The sequence below is a fragment of the Kutzneria sp. NPDC052558 genome, from assembly GCF_044547355.1.
GTDB lineage: Bacteria > Actinomycetota > Actinomycetes > Mycobacteriales > Pseudonocardiaceae > Kutzneria.
Window position 1 is genome coordinate 40,655 of sequence record NZ_JBIUAG010000040.1, and the last position, 16,784, is coordinate 57,438.

The window sequence follows — 16,784 nt, forward strand, 5'->3', positions numbered from 1 at the left end:
GTGGAGGAAAGCCCCCTTCCAAACATCAAAGGCGGTTAGCCGAGGGAGGCGCGGAGGGTCTGCGCGTCCTTGAGGCGGGTGGCGTAGCCCGGGTTGGCGGCGGCCAGGACGGTGAACTGGTCGACGGCTTCCTGGGCGGCGGTGCGGGCCTCCGGGAGCTGGTTGGCCTGCTTCAGCCAGCTGCCGAGCAGGAACGCGGCCTCGGCCCAGTACGGCTGGTAGGTCCGGAGATCGGCCTTGGCCAGCGTGCGGTAGATGTCCCGCGACTCCCGTTCGGCGGTGACGGCGTCGGCGGGCTTGCCGGCGGCGGAGCACCGGAAGCCGAGGTTGTTCAGCGCCCAGGCCAGCTGCACCTGATCGCCGAGCTGTCGGTAGCCGTCCACGCCTTCACGTGCGGCGGCGATCGCCTCGTCATGCCGGCCGGCGGTGGTCAGGAACGAGCCGAGCAGCACCGCCGCGTTGGCCGCCTGCGACCGGTAGGCCGAGCCGAGCGACCGGTAGATGTCGCGCGCCTCCTGGGCCGGGGTCGGGGCGTCGGCCGCCTTGCCGGCCGCGGAGAGCCGGTAGGCCAGGTTGGTCAGCGCCCACGCCAGCTGCGGCTTGTCGCCGAGCGCCCGGAAGATGTCGGCGCCTTCCCGCGACACCGTCACGGCCTCGTCGTGCAGGCCGGCGCTCTGGTCGAACGAGCCGAGGATCACCGACGCGCTGGCCAGCTGCGACCGGTACGGGTCGCCCAGCGCCCGGTAGACGTCGCGGGATTCCCGCTGCGCCACCGGGGCATCGGCGGTGCGGCCGGCTGCCGAGAACCGGTAGGCGAGGTTGTTCAGCGCCCACGCCAGGTTGGGCTTGTCGCCGAGCGCCCGATAGAGGTCCACGCCTTCCTGGGACGGGGCGATCGCCTCCTGCTTGCGGCCGGCGCCGTCCAGCAGCGAGCCGAGGACCACCGACTCGTGGGCCAGCGACGACCGGAAGCCCGGATCCGCCTGCGCGAGCTTGCGGTAGATGTCGCGGGACCAGGTCTGCGGCGTCGGCGCGTCGGTTCCCTTGCCGCCGTTGGCGAACTGGAACGCCAGCGTGCTCAGCCGCTGCGCGAGCAGCTGCATCTTGCCGTAGTCGGCGGGCACGGGCTTGTAGTCGGGCCGCAGCCACTCCTGGGTGGCGGCCGGGGTGTCGCCGGACAGCTGCCGGGCGTAGAACCGGCTCTCCGACGGCCGGACCACCGCCGGCTGGGCCTTGCCGCTGCCGTCGTAGTCGGCCGGCACCGGCAGGTCGCCCGGCTGTCCCAAGTGGACGGTCTGCGTCGGGCCGCCGGTCCTCGGCTGCACCGACCAGGTGCCGTCGGCCGGCCGCCAGAACGCGCTGTCGGTCTTGTGGTCGCCGTCGTAGTCGGCGTCGACCTGGACGGTCGTCGGCGCCGGGTCGATGGGCCCGCCGAGGTCGCCGGCGTCGGGGTAGGTGGTCTTGATGGCCAGCCACAGGTTCCGCAGCTGGTTCTGGGTGTCGGGCAGGCTCTCGTCGGTCGGCTGCTTGAAGTGCGCCGCCAACCGCTCGCCCAGCTTGTCCAGCCGCAGCTTGGCGTTCCAGGCCATGCACACCACGAACGGGTCGGCGCTGGTCAGCCCGGGCAGCCGCTCGCAGTCCCTGCCGTCAGGGCCGTCGAACTGGTCGGACTTCCACGCCGGGATGTCCTTGACCACGTTGGCCGCGGCGGTCAGGAAGGTCCGGTTCAGCACCTCCTGCTGGCCCTCCCCGGCAGGGAAGTTGGCGATCAGCAGGTGATTGCCGTAGAGCAGGCCCCGCAGCTGGTCGTCGGACAGCGAGGACCGCGGGAAGGCCAGGTCGGTGTAGGCCCGCATCAGCCGCACGACGTTGGTCATCGGCTCGGCCAGCTTCTTGTCGTTGGTCTCGCTGGCGGCCAGCCGGTAGTAGTCGGCCTGCCGGTCCTTGAGGAAGGCGGTCACGCGGGCCTTGGCCTCGGCCTCGGTCGGCTCCGAGACCGTGATGGTCGCGCTCTGCTCGAACAGGTTCCGGTAGGTCGACTTCCAGTCCCGCAGCAGCACCTCGCGCGGATCCGTCTCGAAGTCGTGGCAGGTGGTGAAACCGTTCTGGCTGCTGGTCACGCAGCGCTTGCGCATGATGCTCTTCTTGACGACGTCCTTGCCCCAGCGGGAGGCCCGGTCCGGACCCTCGATGCTGCAGTCGTCGAAGCAGGTGGTCTGGTTGATCTGCACCTCGAGGTCGTCGTAGGTGGTGACCTCCGTGCAGGTGTAGCTGTGGTCGGCGACCGGGCACTCGTACTGCACGGTGGACTCGTGCTCGTTCTCGAAGCTCGCGTACCAGCAGACGCTGTAGCCGGGCCGCTTCGGGTAGCCGACGCGGGCGGGGTTGCCGGGGCGGGGCCCGAAGATGTTGCGCGCCAACAGGGTCGACGTCGGCAGGTCCGAGCCCTTCATGGTGTTCGGCCGGTCGATGCGCTTGCTCAGGTCGCCGGAGTTGCACATGCTGACCTGGTCGTCGGCGTCGGTGCCGTCGATCGGGGTGACGGACTGGGTCGGGCCGGCCCACAGGTTGTACTCGGGGAAGCCCTTGTCGACTGTGATGCTGCGTTCCAACGGCTGGATCTGCTTGGTGAAGTAGTCGACCAGTTCCTTGGTGTACTCGCCCGCCAGGCCGGTGAACAGCGCGCTGGTCCCGCCGTCCTGGCCCGGCCGGCCGAACTTCTGCGCCGCGGCGACCATGTCCCTGCCCTGGCCGAGCACCTCCTTGGCCCAGGTCAGGCTGCCCTTGCTCCGGGCAAGGGCCGGGTTCTGGGCCATCATCAGGGTGAGGGCGTTGGCGCTGAGCTTCCACATGTCGGGGTTGCCGGTCTGGTCCGGCAACCCGATGTTCGCGGCCCACTTGGCGTTGGCCAGGTTGGCCAGGTAGTTCATGGCGCCGTGCGGGCCGTACTTGGCCAGCTGGTCCAGCGCGGTCGGGATGTCCAGCGCGGCGGCGTCGGCGATGAACACGCCCGGCGTCGCCGGGGTCTGGGTCCCGGCCAGGTGGAACACCTGGTCGGCGTCGGCGTACATCTTCTCGGTCACCGGCTCGGTGGGGTGGGTCAGCCGGTAGTCGATCACGGTGTCGGCGTTCTGCAAGGTGGGCTGGACCAGCACGCCCTGGAAGCCCTTGGCGGTGTCGGCCCCCAGGGTGCGGAACCGGCTGTCGAGCGAGACGAGCTGCCCCACGATCGCGTCGATGTTGTGCTTGACCACGTCGACCTTGGCGTCGATGGCGGTCATCTGCTCGTCGATGCGGGTGTACATGTCGGACAGGCGCTGGTCGATCCGCTCGAACTGGGTGAGCATGTCGGAGTGCAGCTGCTGGATGTCCAGCCGCAGGCTGTGGATCTCGTCGAGGATCATCTTGTTGATGTCCGGGCCTGCCCCGCCGAACAGACCCACCAGCGTGGTGATCGCGCCGATAACGTTGCCGGTGAAGGCGACGGTGGCCAGTGAGACCACGGCGCTGATCGCTTGGAACGCCGTGATGCACTTGTTCACGGCGGTCGCGACCTGGATCGCGCCGTTGGCGAACGCCTTGAGGTCCCTGGCCGCCCCCGGGTCGCCGGTCGCGCCCAGGAACCAGGCCAGGCCGTCGAAGGCGCTCTTGGCGCCGTCGATGATCTCCTGCCGGCCCTGCTGCTCCTTGTTGAGCTGCTCCTGGGTCTTGCCCGGGTCCGGCTTGGCGTCCTTCATCTTGGACATGTCGTTCTTGATCTCGGTCTCGGTGGCCGAGATCTGCTCGCGCATCTTGTCCAGGGTGAACAGCTTGAGCTGGTCGGGCTGGTTCTCCAGCTTGAGGAACTGGCCGGCGTCGAAGTACTTCTGGAACTCGGGGATCGCGGAGATCTGCACCGCCGAGCTCTTGGCCCGGAAGCCGCCGCCGACCCGCGAGCCGAGCGCGGTGAACCAGGCGTTGTCGAACTTCGCGTCGGCCCGGGCGGTGCTGGCCACGCCGGCCCAGACCTCGGACTGCGCGGTCTCGTAGCCGACGTTCCAGGAGTACACCTGCAACGAGCTGGACAGGCGGTCCATCACCTTGCCGGACAGCGGCCGGGTGTCCCGGGCCAGCAGCGCGGCCATCAGCTTGTCGATCTTGGGCCCGGTCACCATGGCGTCGGGCACGCCGTGCAGGGCGATCAGCGCGGCGCCGGCGATCTCGTAGTCCTGGCCCATGGCGGCGCCGTCGGGCAGGGCCTTGTCGATCGCCGTCAGCACGATGGCGGCGTGGTCGGCCTGCGCCTTCTCGTCCTTCTCGGGATGAGCGGCCCGCCAGTCCAGCAGCTCGGCGCTGGTGACGAGGTCCTTGGCGTAGTCGCGGTCCTTGTCGGCGACGCGCACGTAGTCGCCGACAAGGACGTTGGCCAACGCGTTCTGGTCGATCGCGGCGGAGGCCTGCGGGGGCACGACCAGCGTGGTGCCCAGAACGGCGGCCGTCAGCAGCCCGCCCAGCACCGCGCGCCGTCGAACGGCTCGCATCACGGATGTCTCCTGGCTCAGTGGTCAGTGAGCCACAGCATCCCTCGCATATCGCCGCATACCCGCCACAAAGGGACATCGCTGCCCCTTGAGGCATCCACACATTTGTCAGTGCGGTTGTGTGGTGGCCTCGGTGTAGGCGGTCGCGTCCTTGTAGAGGGCGCGCAGGGCCCGCATGGCGGTGACCGCGCGGGCGCCGTCGGCGGCCTGCACGGCCATGATCGAGATGTACTCGTCGGCCGGCAGGTCGAGCCGGGCCCAGGCCGCGCCGTCGGGGAAGCTGAGCCCCCGCACCTCGCTCCACTGGTACCGGGTGGCCCCCAGCAGGTTGCGGACCTCGATCCACTCCGCCCGGGCCCGCACCCGCGGCCGGGTCAGCAGCAGCACGCCACACGCCAGCAGCACGCCCACCATCGCCATGGCGATCTGGTCGGACAGCTCGAAGTAGGCGCCGGTCGGGGTGTTGCGCAGCAGGACCGCGATCACCACGAACACGGCGACGAGGCCGACGGCCACCGGCACGGCGACGAACCGCACCCGACGGGGCCGAAAGGTGACCGGAGCGCTCACATTCTCGCTCACGCCAGCCCCCGATCCGTCCACGGCTTGTGGATGTTGCGCAGCTGCACGGCGGTGTCCAGGGCGGCGACACACGCCTCGAAACCCTTGTCCTCGGCCGAGGACGGCATGCCGCAGCGGTCCAGCGCCTGCTGCTCGGTGGCGCAGGTGAGCACGCCGTTGCCGATCGGCGTGCCCTCGTCCAGCGACACCCGGGTCAGCCCGGCGGTCACGGCATCGCACACGTACTCGAAGTGCGGGGTGCCGCCGCGGATCACCACGCCCAGCGCCACCACCGCGTCATGGTGCTTGGCCAGGGCCTGGCACACCACCGGCAGCTCCACCGCCCCGGCCACGCGGACCACGGTCGGCTCCTTGACGCCAGCCTTGGCCGCCGCGTTCAGGGCCCGCTCCAGCAGGTTGTTGGTGATCGTCTCGTGCCATCGGGTGGCCACCACCGCCAGCCGCAGGTCCTCACACCACTGCGGCACCGGGATGGTCGGCCGGCCGTCGCCACTCATCGCTGCGCTCCGTCATCATCGCTGGAGGATTCGTACTGCTCTAGATGATGCAGGTCGTGTCCCATGCGGTCGCGCTTGGTCCTCAGGTAGCGCAGGTTCTCCGGGTTCGGCCATACCGGCAGCGGCACCCGGTCGACCACCTTCAGGCCGTATCCCTCCAGGCCCACGCGCTTGTCCGGGTTGTTGGTGAGCAGCCGCATCGACTTGATGCCCAGGTCGACCAGGATCTGCGCGCCGGTGCCGTAGTCGCGGGCGTCGGCCGGCAGGCCCTGGGCCAGGTTGGCGTCCACGGTGTCCGCGCCGTTGTCCTGCAACTGGTAGGCCTGGAGCTTGTGCAGCAGGCCGATGCCCCGGCCCTCGTGCCCACGCATGTAGAGCACGACACCGCGGCCTTCGGCGGCGACGGCCTCCATGGCCGCGTCCAGCTGCGGGCCGCAGTCGCAGCGCAGCGAGCCGAACACGTCGCCGGTCAGGCACTCGGAGTGCACGCGGACCAGCAGGTCCTCGCCGTCGCCGATCTCGCCCTTGACCAGCGCGATGTGCTCGATGCCGTCCAGCTTCGAGTCGTAGCCGACGGCGGTGAACTCGCCGTGCGCGGTGGGGATGCGGGCGTCGGCCACCCGGATCACGTGCCGCTCGGTACGGCGGCGGTAGGCGATCAGGTCGGCGATGGTGATCATCTGGAGCTCGTGCTCCGCGGCGAACACGGTCAGCTCGTCGCGGCGGGCCATGTCGCCCTCGTCCTTCTGGCTGACGATCTCGCACAGCACGCCGGCCGGCTGGAGACCGGCCAGCTGGGCCAGGTCCACCGCCGCCTCGGTGTGGCCGGCGCGGCGCAGCACGCCGCCCTCGCGGGCGCGCAGCGGCACCACGTGGCCGGGCCGGTTGAAGTCGCCGGGCACCGACTGCGGGTCGGCCAGCAGCCGGATGGTGTGCGCGCGGTCGGCGGCGGAGATGCCGGTGGTGACGCCCTGCCGGGCGTCCACGGTCACCGTGTAGGCGGTGCCGCGGGCGTCCTGGTTGGTGTGGAACATCGGCGGCAGGTCCAGCCGGTCGCACACCGACTCGGGCAGCGGCACGCAGATGTAGCCGGATGTGTAGCGGACCATGAAGGCGATCAGCTCGGGCGTGGCCTTCTCGGCCGCGAAGATCAGGTCGCCCTCGTTCTCACGGTCCTCGTCGTCGACCACCACGACCGCCTTGCCGGCGGCGATGTCGGCGATGGCCTGCTCGATGGCGGCGTTCGCGCTGATGGGGTTGCTCACCGGACCTCCTCGTGCGACGCCTTGAGCGCGGCGAGATGCGGCGTGGCCAGTCGCTCCACGTACTTGGCCAGCACGTCGACCTCGATGTTGACCCGGTCGCCGGGCTGGCGGCGGCCCATCGTGGTCAGCTCCAGTGTGGTCGGGATCAGCGCGACCGAGAAGGTGTCGTCGGTGACGTCCACGACGGTCAGCGAGATGCCGTCGATGGTGACCGAGCCCTTCCGCACCAGGTAGCGCGACAGCGAGGCCGGGATGGCGAACTTGGTCAGGCCGCCGTCGTTGTGCTCCAGGAACAGGCCGACGCCGTCCACGTGGCCCTGCACGATGTGGCCGCCGAGGCGCTGGCCGGCGGCCATCGCGCGCTCCAGGTTGACCCGGTCGCCCTCGTGGATCTTGTCCAGGCTGGACCGCTGCAACGACTCGTCCACGACGTCCACGGTGAACGTGTCCTCGGTGGTCTCCACCACCGTCAGGCACACCCCGTTCACGGCGATCGAGTCGCCGTGCTTGGCGTCGGACACGACCAGCGGGCCCCGCACGGTCAACCGCGCCGCGTTGGGCAGCTGCTCAACGGCGACGATCTCGCCCAGTTCCTCCACAATCCCGGTGAACACGGGGATCTCCCTCTTACTCGGTCTTGACCGGCACTGCGGAGATCCGCACGTCGGGTCCGCTCATGGTGACGTCTTCGATGCCGAAAGGCAGCGCCTGGGTGATGGTGTTCACGCCGGCGTCCAGCAGCGCGGCGGGGCCGGCCCCGAGCAGCATCGGCGCGACGTAGACGAGGGCGCGGTCCACGCGGTGGGCCTGGAGGAACGCACCGGCCAGTCGCGGCCCGCCCTCCAGCAGCACGTCCACCACTCCCCGTTCGGCCAGTGCGGCCAACACCTCGTCGGGGTCGTGGCTCCGCACGTGCAGCGTCTCCGCCGCGTCGTCCAACACGCGGGCGGCGGGGTCTATTTCGCCGACGCCGACGACCACGCGCAGCGGCTGCCGCGTGGCGAGCGTGCCGTCCTCCTCGCGGGCGGTCAGCTGCGGGTCGTCGGTGCGCACGGTGCCGGCGCCGGCGACGATGGCGTCCACCTTGCGGCGGATGTCGTGCACCTCGGCCCGTGAGGTCGGGGAGCTGATCCAGCGGCTCGTGCCGTCGGCGGCCGCGACCCGGCCGTCCAGGCTCGCCGCGTACTTCCATGTCACATGTGGACGGCCCGTGCGCGCGTAGTGCAGCCACGCCCGCAGCGGCCCCCGCTCCACGTCTTCAGCCAGCAGGCCGCCCTCGACCGCCACGCCCGCGGCCCGCAGCACGTCGGCCCCGCCAGCCGCTCGGGGGTTGGGGTCGGACACTGCGTAGTGCACCTGCTTGATGCCCGCGGCCAGCAATGCCTGCGTGCACGGCGGCGTGCGGCCGTAATGCGAGCACGGCTCCAGGGTCACGTAGGCGGTGCCGCCTTGGGCGCGCTCCCCCGCCGCGCGCAGGGCCATGACCTCAGCGTGCGGGCCGCCGGGCGGCTGCGTCGCGCCGACGCCGGCGATCGTCCCGTCGGCGGCCACGATCACCGCGCCCACCGGCGGGTTCGGGCTGGTGAAGCCCCGTGTCCGCTCGCTGGCCTCGATCGCCGCGCGCATCGCCGTGTCGACTGCCCCGGGGCTCATCGCGCCGCCTTGGCCCGGAGCTTGCGGACCGCCTCGGCCGGATCCGCGGCGCCGTACACCGCCGAGCCGGCCACGAAGCAGTCCACGCCGGCGTCGGCCGCCTGCTCGATGGTGTCGTCGTTGATGCCGCCGTCGATCTCCACCACCAGCGTCAGGTGGCCGGTGTCGACCAGCCGGCGGGCCGTGCGCACCTTGTCCAGCACCTCCGGCATGAACGACTGGCCGCCGAAGCCCGGCTCCACCGACATGACCAGCAGCGTGTCGTAGTGCTTGAGGACGTCCACATAGGGCTCCAGCGGCGTGCCCGGCTTGACCGACAGGCCGGCCTTCGCGCCGGCGGCCCGCAGGTCCTTGGCGATCTTCACCGGGTCCTTGGCCGCCTCCACGTGCACCGTCACGTTGTAGGCCCCGGCCTCCGCGTAGCCGATGGCCCAGCGGTCCGGGTCGTCGATCATGAGGTGGCAGTCCAGCGGGATGTCGGTGGCCTTGCGGATCGCCTGCACCACCGGCAGGCCCAGGGTCAGGTTGGGCACGAAGTGGGCGTCCATCACGTCCACGTGCAGCCAGTCCGCGCCGGCCACGGCGTTGGCCTCCTCGCCCAGCCGGGCGAAGTCGGCGGACAGGATGCTCGGGGCGATCAGCGGCGACTGTGGCACGAACCGAGTCTAGTTGCCGGACCCGCATGTATTAGGTCCCTCGCCGATCGCCCCGATAGGCCGTAGGTCACACCGCACCTCACGCGTCCCGCACGTTGGCCGTGACCACGCCGGCGGCCAGCACCGCGACCGCGACCCCGGCGAAGTACAGCAGGGACACCCACGGGCCGAAGGCGTAGTCGATGCCGCCGGTCGCCCCCGGGCCGCCGGCCGTGGTGGCGGCCTGGTCCCCGTTCAGGAAGTGGCTGGCGACCAGGAACGGCAGCCAGGCCTGGATCTTCACGCCGATCGTCGGGATCAGCCCGACCAGGCTCTCCACCAGCAGCGACCAGACCAGGATCGCCGCCACCGCCGCCGCGGTCTGCCGGACCAGCAGGCCAACGCCCAGCGCCAGCACCGCCCCGCCGGCGAAGACCAGCCCGACCCCGGCGACGTTGCGCCAGTCGCCGGCCGTCTGCAACGCCAGGTCGGCGTCCGGCTTGATCAGCCGGGACACGCCCCAGCACGCGAACGCCACGACCTCGCCGACCACGCCGGCCAGCGCCGCGACCACGACGGTCTTGGCCAGCAGCACGGCGGTGCGGTCGGGCACCGCCTGGAAGGTCGCCTTGATCGTGCCGAACCGGTACTCGGTGGTGATGGCCAGGGTCGCCATGACCATGATCACCATCAGCCCGAAGTTGTGCGCGAGCTGGGTGGTGCTCACGGTCAGCGGCAGCAGGCCGCCGCTGTTGGCCACCAACAGGATGGTGAAGCCGACCGTCAGGGCGACGGCCAGGATCACGCACCACCACGGCGAACGGGTGGAGAACAGCTTGATGCGCTCCACGGTCAGCAGCGCCATGACGTCAGGCCCCTTCCGTGACGACGTCGGCCTCGGTGGTGCGGTAGTCCACCTCGTCCTCGGTCAACGCCATGAACGCCTCCTCCAGCGAACCGCGCTGCGGGCTCAGCTCGTGCACCACCGCGCCGATCGCCGCCGCGATGTCGCCGATCTCCTCGGTGGTCGCGCCGTGCACCCGCAGGCCCTCGCCGTCGTCCTCGGCGGTGAAACCCTTGCCGGCCAGCGCAGTCCGCAGCGCCGGCAGCTGGGGGCTGCGCACGAACACCCGGGCCGCCGAGGCCTGCTCGATGAACTCGGCGGTGCCGCACTGGGTGATCAGCTTGCCCCGGCCGATCACGATGAGCTCGTCGGCGGTCACCGACATCTCCGACAGCAGGTGGCTGGACACCAGCACGGTGCGGCCCTCGGCGGCCAGGCTCTTCATGAACGTGCGGATCCAGACGATGCCCTCGGGATCCAGGCCGTTGACCGGCTCGTCGAACAGCAGCACCCCGGGATCGCCCAGCAGCGCGGCGGCGATGCCCAGCCGCTGGGACATGCCCAGTGAGTAGCCGCCGGCCCGCCGCTTGGCCACCGCGGCCAGTCCGACCAGGTCCAGGACCTCGTGCACGCGGCGGGTCGGCAGGCCGTTGGACTTGGCCAGCCACAACAGATGCGCGTACGCGGAGCGGTTGGGATGCGTCCACTTCGCGTCCAGCAGCGCGCCGACCGCGCGCAGCGGCCGCTCCAGCTCGTGATAGGTCTTGCCGTCGATGCGCACCACGCCGGCCGATGGCCGGTCCAAACCGAGGATCAGTCGCATCGTGGTGGACTTGCCGGCGCCGTTCGGCCCGAGAAACCCGGTGACCCGGCCGGGCTTCACGGTGAACGACAGGTCGTCCACCGCGAGCGTCGGCCCGTAGCGTTTGGTGAGGCCAACGGCTTCGATCACGGCCACTCTCCTCGGCTGGTGCTACCGGACCCGCTTCGACGCGGTGTAGAACTGGTTCGCCTCCGGCAGGAACAGCAGCACCGTGGCGGCCACGGCCGCCAGCACCGTGAGCAGGTTCAACACCGAGAACCCGGTCGCCAGGAACACCACCCGGAGAGCGGTGAGCACGGTCAGCACGATCCGGGCCCAGTTGCGCCCGGCCCGCGCCTTGAACGCGAACAGCAGGTACAACCCGGCGAAGACGACCGCGATGACGGCCGCGAAGGCCAGGCTCACCGTGGCGACGGTCTGCAACGCGTCTTCACTCAGCTGCTGGGTGTTGGCCGCGCGCAGCGTGGCCAACAGCGTGTCGCGCTGCGCGAAGCCGACGACCGCGCTGACGATGCCCAGCACGACGGTCGCCACCCACAGCCAGAACGAGATCTGCACCGGCTGGGGCGCGGGCAGGTTCTGCGCGCCACGCAGCTCACCCTCGTGCAGTGGTGGCGCCGGCGGCGGGTAGCTCGGCTGGTTCTGTCCGTACGGGTTGGGCTGTCCCGGCGTGTACGGGTTGGGCTGGCCCTGCCCGTACGGGTCCTGAGGTGTGGTCATGCTGCGCGACGCTACGACGACCGCGCCGGTCCCGCCGCCGAACAGCGCCGCCGTTAGCGATCTGACACCCGATCGAGCCGTGTGGCGGCCCGGTTTACGCTGTTCAGGGGCGTCGCAGCAGCTGGCAGAACATGGCGTCGGCACCGTGCCGGTGCGGCCAGAGCTGCACGTGGGGCCCGTCGCCGAGCAGCGGAACGCCCGGGAACAGCTCCCTGGTGTCGACGGCATCGGCCAGTCCCTTGCGGACGATGTCGCTGGTGACGCCGATGGTCTCCCGCAGGTGGGGCGAGCAGACGACGTAGGCGACGATGCCGCCGGGACGGACCAGGCGCAGCGCCGAGGTCAGCAGCTCACGCTGGAGCTTGGTGAGCTCGGCGACGTCGTCGGGCTTGCGACGCCAGCGGGCCTCGGGGCGGCGGCGCAGCGCGCCCAGGCCGGTGCACGGGGCGTCGACCAACACCCGGTCGAAGCTGCCCTCGGGCAGGCCGGGGTCGCGGCCGTCGGCGACGTGCACGGTGATGTCGAGGCCGGTGGCGGCCTTGCGCACCAGCTCGGCGCGGTGCGGGGCCTTCTCCACGGCGTCGAGGGTGGCGCCCTGGAGGTGGGCCAGCGCGCCCAGCAGGACGGCTTTGCCGCCGGGGCCGGCGCACAGGTCCAGCCACCGCTCGTCCCGGCCCTCAAGCGGCGCGCGAGTCAGGGCCAGGGCGCACAGCTGGCTGCCCTCGTCCTGCACGGCGGCGAACCGCTCGCGCACGGGCTCCAGGTCGCCGGGGTCGCCGGAGCCGGCCTCCAGGTGCACGCCGTACGGCGAGTAGGGCGCGACGTCGCCGCCGACGATGGCGGCGAGTTCCTCGTTGCTGATCTCGCCCGGCCGCGCGGCCAGGTGCACGGCCGGCCGGGCGTCGTCGGCCTTGAGCGCGGCGGCGAGGTCGTCTCCCTTGTCCCCCAAGGCATCGGCAAACGCTTGCGCGATCCACTTGGGGTGGGCGTTGGCCAGCGCCAGCCGGCCGATCGGGTCCTCTGGGGCCAGCTTGTCCACCCAGGCCGCCTCGTCCTGCTCGCCGATCCGGCGCAGCACGGCGTTGACGAAGCCGGCCGGCCCCGAGCCGTGCGCCGACCGCACCAGGTCCACAGTGGACGCCACCGCGGCGTGCGAGGGAATCCTGGTGCGCAGCAGCTGGTAGGCGCCCAGCCGCATCGCGTCCAGGAACGGTCCGTCTATTTCGGACAGCGGGCGGTCCGAGCAGGCGGCGATGATCTCGTCCAGCAGCCCCTTGGCCCGGGCCGCGCCGTAGGCCAGCTCGGTGGCCAGCGCCGCGTCCCGGCCGCTGATCCGCCGCTCCCGCAACAGCTTCGGCAGCACCAGGTTGGCGTAGGCGTCCCGCTCGCGGATCGCCTTGAGCGTGTCCCAGGCCGCCTGGCGGGCCGGGTCGTCCTCCGGCGGCCGGCGCGGACCCTGCCGCCTCGCCGGCGGGTGCTGGCGTTGCGGCCTCGACGGACGCCTGCCCGGTCCGCCGCTTCGCTCCGTCACGCCAACCGCTCCCCTGCTTCGATCCTGGTGCCGCGCGCCCAGTCGGTCGCGGCCATCCGCTTCTTGCCCTGCGCCTGCACCTCGCCCAGCTGCACCGCAACCGTGGAGGTGCCGACCAGCACGCGCTTGCGCTCCACCCGGATCTCGCCGGCGGCCAGGTCGTCCACATCGGACGGCCGCACCGGGCCCAGCTTCAGCCGCTCGCCCCGGAACAGCGCCCAGGCCCCCGGCTCCGGCGTCACCGCCCGGGCCAGCCGGTCCACCGCGACCGCGGGGTGCGCGAAGTCCAGGTGCGCGTCGTCCACGGTGATCTTGCCCGCGTAGCTGACGCTGTCGTCGGCCGGCTGCTCGCGGGCCACCAGCGTGCCGTCCTCGATGCCGTCCAGGGTCGCGACCAGCAGGTCCGCCCCGGCGACCGCCAGCCGGTCCAGCAGCTCGCCGGCCGTCTCGTGCTCGCCGACCTCGACCGTCAGCGCGCCGAACACCGGGCCGGCGTCCAGCTCCTTGACGATGCGGAACGTGCTCGCGCCGGTGATCTCGTCGCCGGCCCGGATCGAGGCCTGCACCGGGGCCGCGCCACGCCAGGCCGGCAGCAGCGAGAAGTGCAGGTTCACCCAGCCCTGCGGCGGCACGTCCAGCGTCCGCTGCGGCAGCAGCGCGCCGTAGGCGACGACCGGGCAGCAGTCGGGGCCGATCTCCCGCAGCCGCTCCAGGAACTCCGGCGCGCCCGCCTTCTCCGGCGTCAGCACCTCGATCCCGTGCTCGTCGGCCAGCGCGCCCACGGGGCTGCGGACCAGGTGCCGGCCGCGGCCGGCCGGGGCGTCCGGCCGGGTCACGACCGCCGCCACCTCGTGCCGTTCGGACGCGATCAGGGCCCGCAGCGACGGCAGCGCCACCTCGGGCGTGCCGGCGAAGACCAGCCGCATCAGTGGCCACCGCCGAACAGGCTGTGCGGGCTCTGCTTGATCGTGGGCACCGAACCGGCGAACCACTCCGCCTCGCGGATGGCCTTCATGGCCTCCTTGCGGGTCTGCGGGTCCAGCCGGTCCAGGAACAGCACGCCGTCCAGGTGGTCGGACTCGTGCTGGATGCAGCGGGCCAGCAGCTCGCTGCCCTCCACCTCGATCGGCTCGCCGTGCATGTTCCAGCCCTTGGCCACCACGTGCAGGTGCCGCTTGCAGTCCCAGGACATGCCGGGGATGGACAGACAGCCCTCGGGGCCGTCCTGCATCTCCTCGCCCACGACGTCGAAGGTGGGATTGACCAGGTGGCCCGCGAAGCCGTCGCAGTGATACGTGAACACCCGCAGCCCCACGCCCAGCTGCGGCGCGGCCAGGCCGGCGCCGCCCTTGTCCTCCATGGTCTCCCACAGGTCGGCGACCAGGCCGCGGAGTTCCTTGTCGAAGTCGGTGACCTCGGCGGCGCGGGTGCGCAGCACCGGGTCCCCGAACAGGCGGATGGGCTGGACTGTCACTGGTCTCCCTGGGCTGGACGAGCCTTGCCGTCCCAGTCTAGGAGATCAGTACTCTGCGTGGTCAGCGCCCACGAACAGCACCGTGGCCAGGGCCAGCACGAAGTGGCCGGCGAACCGGGCCCCGGTGATCAGCGGCGACGGCCAGCGGACGGTGATCGGGTTCGTGGCGGTGGTCAGTGTGGTCATGGCTCAAGGTTCGTCCCGCCGGCCGTCATCCCGCGTCGCCGCCCGGTCTGGTCCCCGTGGTCATCCCCGAGGATGAGAATCCGGTGCAACAACCGGCGGTGTGCCGGCCACCTCATGGCATGAGGCAGGGGGAACGGGTGCTTGGTCCCAGCGACGGCGAGCTGTGGGCCGCCGGTGGTGATGAGGCCTTCACCCAGCTGTTCGAGCGGCACGCCGAGGCCGTGTGGAACCACGCCTACCGGCTCACCGCCTCGTGGACGCTGGCCGAGGACCTCACCTCCATGACCTTCCTGACCGCCTGGCGGCGGCGGGCCGAGCTCACCCTGGTCCGCGACAGCGCCCGGCCGTGGCTGTACGCCGTTGCCGGCTTCCTGGCCCGCACCGAGTTCCGCCGGGCCACCCGGTTCCAGGCCCTGGTCGCGCGGCTGCCGCTGGGGCCGGACGTCGACGACCATGCCGACCGGGTCGCCGACCAGGTCGACTCCGATCAGGGCATGAGCCGGGTGCTGCGGGCCGTCGACCTGCTGCCCCGGGCCGAGCAGGAAGCCGTGCGCCTGTGCCTGCTCGGCGAGATCCCCACCGCCGACGCCGCCGCCGTGCTCGGCGTCACCGAAGTCAGCGTCCGCTCCCGGCTGTCCCGTGCCCGCGCGCGGCTGCGTGAGCTGTTGCAGGAGGAGCTGTGAAACTGCCCCCGTACCAGCAGATGCCGCCCGAGGTCCGGATGCGGCTGCGCCAGCGCGTGCTGCCCGGTGTCCGCCCCGCCCCTCGCCGCCGCGCCCCCTACCTGGCCGCCGCCGCCCTCGTCGTCGCCGCTTCCTTCGGCGCCGCCCTGCTCCTCTCTCCCGCCCACAACCCCGCTCCCCCCGCCGCCAGCCCCACCACCACCGATTCCGACCTGGCTGCGTACCAACGTCTCGTCGACCAGTGCCACGCCGACCCCGGCACCTGGAGCACCGGCGCGTACCTCGTCCGCGCCAACGGCGACAGCGTGCAGCTCGCCACCAAGCCCCTGGAGGACACCCTCGGCATCTGCCTCATCTCCAACGGGCATTCCACCCACTGGTCAGCGGTGACCACCCAACGACTCACCCAGGACACCCCGTACCAGGCCATACACGACAACGGCCTGGTCTACGGCACCCTCAGCGTCGCCGGCGGCACCGTCGTCACCGCCAACGGCATCCCGGCCGTCGTCTCGCAGGGCACCTTCATCGCCGAGGTCCCCACCCCCGGCCCGGTCACCCTCGTCTTCCGCGACGCCCAAGGCGACATCCTCGACCAGGGCACAGTCAATTAGGTCCACAATACCGACATGACCTCAGAAATCGACGTCCACGAGGGACGCTCGGTCTTCGAGCGCAACCGGCAGCTGCTCGCCGAGATCGAGCGCGAGCTGGCAGAGCGTGGCGGTGTCGGCGACGACGCCCCCCGCCGCAGCCGATGTGCTGAGGGCCGCCCGGCGTCAACGCCGACGTCGCCTGCGACGAAACGACAGCCCATGTGATTGGCGCTAGCGCGGCGTGGTGAGGGAGTCCAGGTCGAGGGTGAGCGGCCAGGGCGCGTCGAGGTCGACGGCGCCGGTCAGCGGCCTGCCCTGCTGGTAATGGCGGTCGCCCTCCACCAGCCGATAGGGCGCGAGGGTCACCGGGCCTTCGGCCAGGCTGATGACCCACAGGTGGGGGATGCCGGCCTCGGCGTACTCCACCGGCTTGACGATCAGGTCCTCACGCCAGCTCCCCGGCGAGATGAGCTCCACCGCGAGCAGCGCCTCGGCGGCGGTCAGCCGTCGCTCGTCGGCCCATTCCTCGCGCGCGACAACAAGGTCCGGGATGCGAACCCGTCCCTTGGGGACGCTCTTCACGACCACGTCCGGCTCGACCACGGCCTCCAGGCCGGGCGGGAGCTGGTCGTCGAGTTGGTTGGCCAGCCGCCGGGCCGCGCGCAGGTGGGTCTGGATCGGGCGCGCGTTGACGTGTAGTTCTCCGTCGGCCAACTCGTAGCGGTAGGCGTTGTCGACCGGCAGCGCTAGGAATTCGTCGAGCGTCATCGACTCG

18 protein-coding genes are annotated in these 16,784 nt (G+C 71.5%); 3 read left to right on the forward strand and 15 right to left on the reverse strand.

The window, feature by feature from the left end; genetic code table 11:
* Positions 1 to 35: 35 nt before the first annotated feature.
* The 14 genes from ACIG5F_RS42825 to ACIG5F_RS42890 form a co-directional block, all read right to left on the reverse strand.
* Complete coding sequence (locus tag ACIG5F_RS42825) at positions 36 to 4,520, reverse strand: tetratricopeptide repeat protein (RefSeq protein ID WP_396525968.1); 4,485 nt, start codon at positions 4,518 to 4,520, stop codon at positions 36 to 38.
* Positions 4,521 to 4,628: 108 nt separating this feature from the next.
* The gene (locus ACIG5F_RS42830) at positions 4,629 to 5,102 is read right to left on the reverse strand and encodes a PH domain-containing protein (RefSeq protein WP_396525969.1); all 474 of its coding nucleotides are present in this window, start codon (positions 5,100 to 5,102) and stop codon (positions 4,629 to 4,631) included.
* Positions 5,099 to 5,599: a 6,7-dimethyl-8-ribityllumazine synthase gene (gene ribH, locus ACIG5F_RS42835; protein ID WP_396525970.1), complete on the reverse strand. Its 501-nt coding sequence runs from the start codon at positions 5,597 to 5,599 to the stop codon at positions 5,099 to 5,101. Before ribH ends, ACIG5F_RS42830 begins: the two co-directional genes overlap by 4 nt.
* Positions 5,596 to 6,864, reverse strand: coding sequence for a bifunctional 3,4-dihydroxy-2-butanone-4-phosphate synthase/GTP cyclohydrolase II (locus tag ACIG5F_RS42840; protein ID WP_396525971.1), 1,269 nt, complete (start codon positions 6,862 to 6,864; stop codon positions 5,596 to 5,598). The genes ribH and ACIG5F_RS42840 overlap by 4 nt, the downstream gene beginning before the upstream one ends.
* Positions 6,861 to 7,478: a riboflavin synthase gene (locus ACIG5F_RS42845; protein WP_396525972.1), complete on the reverse strand. Its 618-nt coding sequence runs from the start codon at positions 7,476 to 7,478 to the stop codon at positions 6,861 to 6,863. Before ACIG5F_RS42845 ends, ACIG5F_RS42840 begins: the two co-directional genes overlap by 4 nt.
* 13 nt (positions 7,479 to 7,491) lie before the next feature.
* Positions 7,492 to 8,517 (reverse strand): bifunctional diaminohydroxyphosphoribosylaminopyrimidine deaminase/5-amino-6-(5-phosphoribosylamino)uracil reductase RibD, encoded by a 1,026-nt coding sequence (ribD, locus tag ACIG5F_RS42850; RefSeq protein ID WP_396525973.1) that lies wholly within the window; start codon positions 8,515 to 8,517, stop codon positions 7,492 to 7,494.
* A complete protein-coding gene (gene rpe, locus ACIG5F_RS42855) occupies positions 8,514 to 9,158 on the reverse strand; it encodes a ribulose-phosphate 3-epimerase (RefSeq protein WP_396526015.1) in 645 nt (214 codons plus the stop codon). Before rpe ends, ribD begins: the two co-directional genes overlap by 4 nt.
* A gap of 94 nt (positions 9,159 to 9,252) precedes the next feature.
* Positions 9,253 to 10,017, reverse strand: coding sequence for a hypothetical protein (locus ACIG5F_RS42860; protein ID WP_396525974.1), 765 nt, complete (start codon positions 10,015 to 10,017; stop codon positions 9,253 to 9,255).
* 4 nt (positions 10,018 to 10,021) lie between these two features.
* Positions 10,022 to 10,948, reverse strand: a complete 927-nt coding sequence (locus tag ACIG5F_RS42865) for an ATP-binding cassette domain-containing protein (protein ID WP_396525975.1) — start codon at positions 10,946 to 10,948, stop codon at positions 10,022 to 10,024.
* 21 nt (positions 10,949 to 10,969) lie between these two features.
* Positions 10,970 to 11,539 carry a hypothetical protein gene (locus ACIG5F_RS42870; RefSeq protein WP_396525976.1) on the reverse strand — a complete coding sequence of 190 codons (570 nt, stop codon included), beginning with the start codon at positions 11,537 to 11,539 and terminating at the stop codon, positions 10,970 to 10,972.
* Between the two features lie 103 nt (positions 11,540 to 11,642).
* Positions 11,643 to 13,070: an RsmB/NOP family class I SAM-dependent RNA methyltransferase gene (locus ACIG5F_RS42875; protein WP_396525977.1), complete on the reverse strand. Its 1,428-nt coding sequence runs from the start codon at positions 13,068 to 13,070 to the stop codon at positions 11,643 to 11,645.
* Positions 13,067 to 13,996, reverse strand: coding sequence for a methionyl-tRNA formyltransferase (fmt, locus tag ACIG5F_RS42880; RefSeq protein WP_396525978.1), 930 nt, complete (start codon positions 13,994 to 13,996; stop codon positions 13,067 to 13,069). Before fmt ends, ACIG5F_RS42875 begins: the two co-directional genes overlap by 4 nt.
* Positions 13,996 to 14,544 (reverse strand): peptide deformylase, encoded by a 549-nt coding sequence (gene def, locus ACIG5F_RS42885; protein ID WP_396525979.1) that lies wholly within the window; start codon positions 14,542 to 14,544, stop codon positions 13,996 to 13,998. Before def ends, fmt begins: the two co-directional genes overlap by 1 nt.
* Before the next feature lie 45 nt (positions 14,545 to 14,589).
* Positions 14,590 to 14,730: a hypothetical protein gene (locus ACIG5F_RS42890; protein WP_396525980.1), complete on the reverse strand. Its 141-nt coding sequence runs from the start codon at positions 14,728 to 14,730 to the stop codon at positions 14,590 to 14,592.
* Between the two features lie 119 nt (positions 14,731 to 14,849).
* Between ACIG5F_RS42890 and ACIG5F_RS42895 the strand changes: the two genes are divergently transcribed.
* Genes ACIG5F_RS42895 through ACIG5F_RS42905 form a run of 3 tightly spaced genes read left to right on the forward strand, consistent with a single transcriptional unit; the run spans position 14,850 to position 16,234 of the window.
* On the forward strand, positions 14,850 to 15,413 hold the full coding sequence (locus ACIG5F_RS42895; RefSeq protein WP_396525981.1) for an RNA polymerase sigma factor: 564 nt from the start codon (positions 14,850 to 14,852) through the stop codon (positions 15,411 to 15,413).
* A complete protein-coding gene (locus ACIG5F_RS42900) occupies positions 15,410 to 16,027 on the forward strand; it encodes a hypothetical protein (RefSeq protein ID WP_396525982.1) in 618 nt (205 codons plus the stop codon). Before ACIG5F_RS42895 ends, ACIG5F_RS42900 begins: the two co-directional genes overlap by 4 nt.
* 15 nt (positions 16,028 to 16,042) lie before the next feature.
* Entirely contained in the window at positions 16,043 to 16,234 is a 192-nt protein-coding gene (locus ACIG5F_RS42905) for a hypothetical protein (RefSeq protein WP_396525983.1), read from the forward strand.
* Positions 16,235 to 16,240: 6 nt separating this feature from the next.
* Here the strand turns inward: ACIG5F_RS42905 and ACIG5F_RS42910 are convergent, their stop codons facing one another.
* Positions 16,241 to 16,777, reverse strand: coding sequence for a Uma2 family endonuclease (locus ACIG5F_RS42910; RefSeq protein WP_396525984.1), 537 nt, complete (start codon positions 16,775 to 16,777; stop codon positions 16,241 to 16,243).
* Positions 16,778 to 16,784: the final 7 nt, after the last annotated feature.

Excerpts from the sequence above, each read along its gene's own strand:
- ACIG5F_RS42825 (WP_396525968.1), bottom strand. The coding sequence starts at position 4,520 with ATGCGAGCCGTTCGACGGCGCGCGGTGCTGGGCGGGCTGCTGACGGCC.
- ribH (WP_396525970.1), bottom strand. The coding sequence starts at position 5,599 with ATGAGTGGCGACGGCCGGCCGACCATCCCGGTGCCGCAGTGGTGTGAG.
- ribD (WP_396525973.1), bottom strand. The coding sequence starts at position 8,517 with ATGAGCCCCGGGGCAGTCGACACGGCGATGCGCGCGGCGATCGAGGCC.
- ACIG5F_RS42860 (WP_396525974.1), bottom strand. The coding sequence starts at position 10,017 with ATGGCGCTGCTGACCGTGGAGCGCATCAAGCTGTTCTCCACCCGTTCG.
- ACIG5F_RS42870 (WP_396525976.1), bottom strand. The coding sequence starts at position 11,539 with ATGACCACACCTCAGGACCCGTACGGGCAGGGCCAGCCCAACCCGTAC.
- fmt (WP_396525978.1), bottom strand. The coding sequence starts at position 13,996 with ATGCGGCTGGTCTTCGCCGGCACGCCCGAGGTGGCGCTGCCGTCGCTG.
- ACIG5F_RS42890 (WP_396525980.1), bottom strand. The coding sequence starts at position 14,730 with ATGACCACACTGACCACCGCCACGAACCCGATCACCGTCCGCTGGCCG.
- ACIG5F_RS42895 (WP_396525981.1), top strand. The coding sequence starts at position 14,850 with ATGAGGCAGGGGGAACGGGTGCTTGGTCCCAGCGACGGCGAGCTGTGG.
- ACIG5F_RS42905 (WP_396525983.1), top strand. The coding sequence starts at position 16,043 with ATGACCTCAGAAATCGACGTCCACGAGGGACGCTCGGTCTTCGAGCGC.
- ACIG5F_RS42910 (WP_396525984.1), bottom strand. The coding sequence starts at position 16,777 with ATGACGCTCGACGAATTCCTAGCGCTGCCGGTCGACAACGCCTACCGC.